The organism is Mesorhizobium sp. M2A.F.Ca.ET.037.01.1.1 (assembly GCF_003998075.1).
In the GTDB taxonomy this organism is placed as follows: Bacteria; Pseudomonadota; Alphaproteobacteria; order Rhizobiales; family Rhizobiaceae; genus Mesorhizobium.
The window spans coordinates 1-1,717 of sequence record NZ_RZSA01001221.1 but is presented as its reverse complement, the minus strand read 5'-3'; the positions used below and the strand labels follow the sequence as shown (position 1 = coordinate 1,717).

1 protein-coding gene and 1 pseudogene are annotated in these 1,717 nt (G+C 63.5%); both read left to right on the top strand.

What is annotated here, in order from left to right:
* Positions 1 to 1,176: elongation factor Tu (gene tuf / locus EOA27_RS35320; protein ID WP_126082815.1), on the top strand; the 1,176-nt coding region annotated here is incomplete at its 5' end.
* A 216-nt stretch (positions 1,177 to 1,392) separates the two neighbouring features.
* Positions 1,393 to 1,717, top strand: a pseudogene (locus EOA27_RS35315) (hypothetical protein); the annotation flags it as partial.

Here is a 1,717-nt window from a genome sequence, read left to right as displayed (position 1 = left end):
ATGGCAAAAGGTAAATTCGAGCGCACCAAGCCGCATGTGAACATTGGCACGATCGGTCACGTCGATCATGGCAAGACGTCGCTGACGGCGGCGATCACGAAGTATTTTGGCGAATACAAGCGCTATGACCAGATCGACGCAGCACCCGAAGAGAAGGCGCGCGGCATCACGATTTCGACGGCTCACGTCGAGTATGAGACGGCCAACCGTCACTATGCCCACGTCGACTGCCCCGGCCACGCCGACTATGTGAAGAACATGATCACCGGTGCCGCCCAGATGGACGGCGCGATCCTGGTCGTGTCGGCCGCCGACGGCCCGATGCCGCAGACCCGCGAGCACATCCTGCTTGCCCGTCAGGTCGGTGTGCCTTCGATCGTGGTGTTCCTCAACAAGGTCGATCAGGTCGACGACGCCGAGCTGCTCGAGCTGGTCGAGCTCGAGGTTCGCGAGCTTCTGTCGAAGAACGAGTTCCCCGGCGACGACATTCCGATCGTCAAGGGCTCGGCGCTGGCCGCTCTCGAGGATTCGAACAAGACCATCGGCGAGGACGCCATCCGCGAGCTGATGGCTCAGGTCGACGCCTACATCCCGACCCCGGTTCGTCCGCTGGACAAGCCGTTCCTGATGCCGATCGAGGACGTGTTCTCGATCTCGGGCCGCGGCACGGTCGTGACCGGCCGCGTCGAGCGCGGCGTGGTCAAGGTCGGCGAGGAACTGGAGATCGTCGGCATCCGTCCGACCACCAAGACGACCTGCACGGGCGTGGAGATGTTCCGCAAGCTGCTCGACCAGGGCCAGGCCGGCGACAACATCGGCGCGCTGCTGCGCGGCATCGACCGCGAGGGCGTCGAGCGCGGCCAGGTTCTGGCCAAGCCGGGCTCGGTGAAGCCGCACAAGAAGTTCGTGGCCGAAGCCTACATCCTGACCAAGGACGAAGGCGGCCGTCACACGCCGTTCTTCACCAACTACCGTCCGCAGTTCTACTTCCGCACGACGGACGTGACGGGCATCGTGACGCTGCCGGCCGGCACCGAGATGGTGATGCCCGGCGACAACATCACCGTCGACGTCGAGCTGATCGTGCCGATCGCGATGGAAGAGAAGCTGCGCTTCGCCATCCGTGAAGGCGGCCGCACCGTCGGTGCAGGCATCGTCGTCACCATCAAGGAGTAATCGATCCGGCCGTTGCCGGTTCGACAAGGGAAAGGGCGGTCTTCGGGCCGCCCTTTTCGTTTGGAAGCAGTATCGGGCCGGCAAGCTCAATTCTGTTGCAAGCATCGTCGCTGGAACTAGTATGAGTTGTACCCGAGGGGCTAGCCAGGCGTGGTTTCGGCGTTTCGTTCAAAAATCATTTTGCTGCGGCTTATCCGGCTCGGGCTGGCTATCGCCATGGGATTGGCCGCCTTTGGCGCCGCCGCAAAGGAGGATCCGCCCGATCTCGGTCCGACGATGCGCTTCGTGGTGGTGAGGAGCAGCGCGACGGGCTGCGAGCCGAATTGCCCGGAATGGATTTCCGCCGAAGGCACGATCGAGGCCGGCACGCCGGCGCTGTTCAGGCGCTTGCTGAAGACGCTCGATGGGAGGCAACTGCCGATCGTCGTCAATTCTCCCGGCGGCAATGTCGATGCCGCGCTCCAGCTTGGCCGCATGATCCGCAAGAACAAGCTCGATATCGCGGTCGGCATCACGGAGTTTTCCGGCTGCTCGCCGGGGA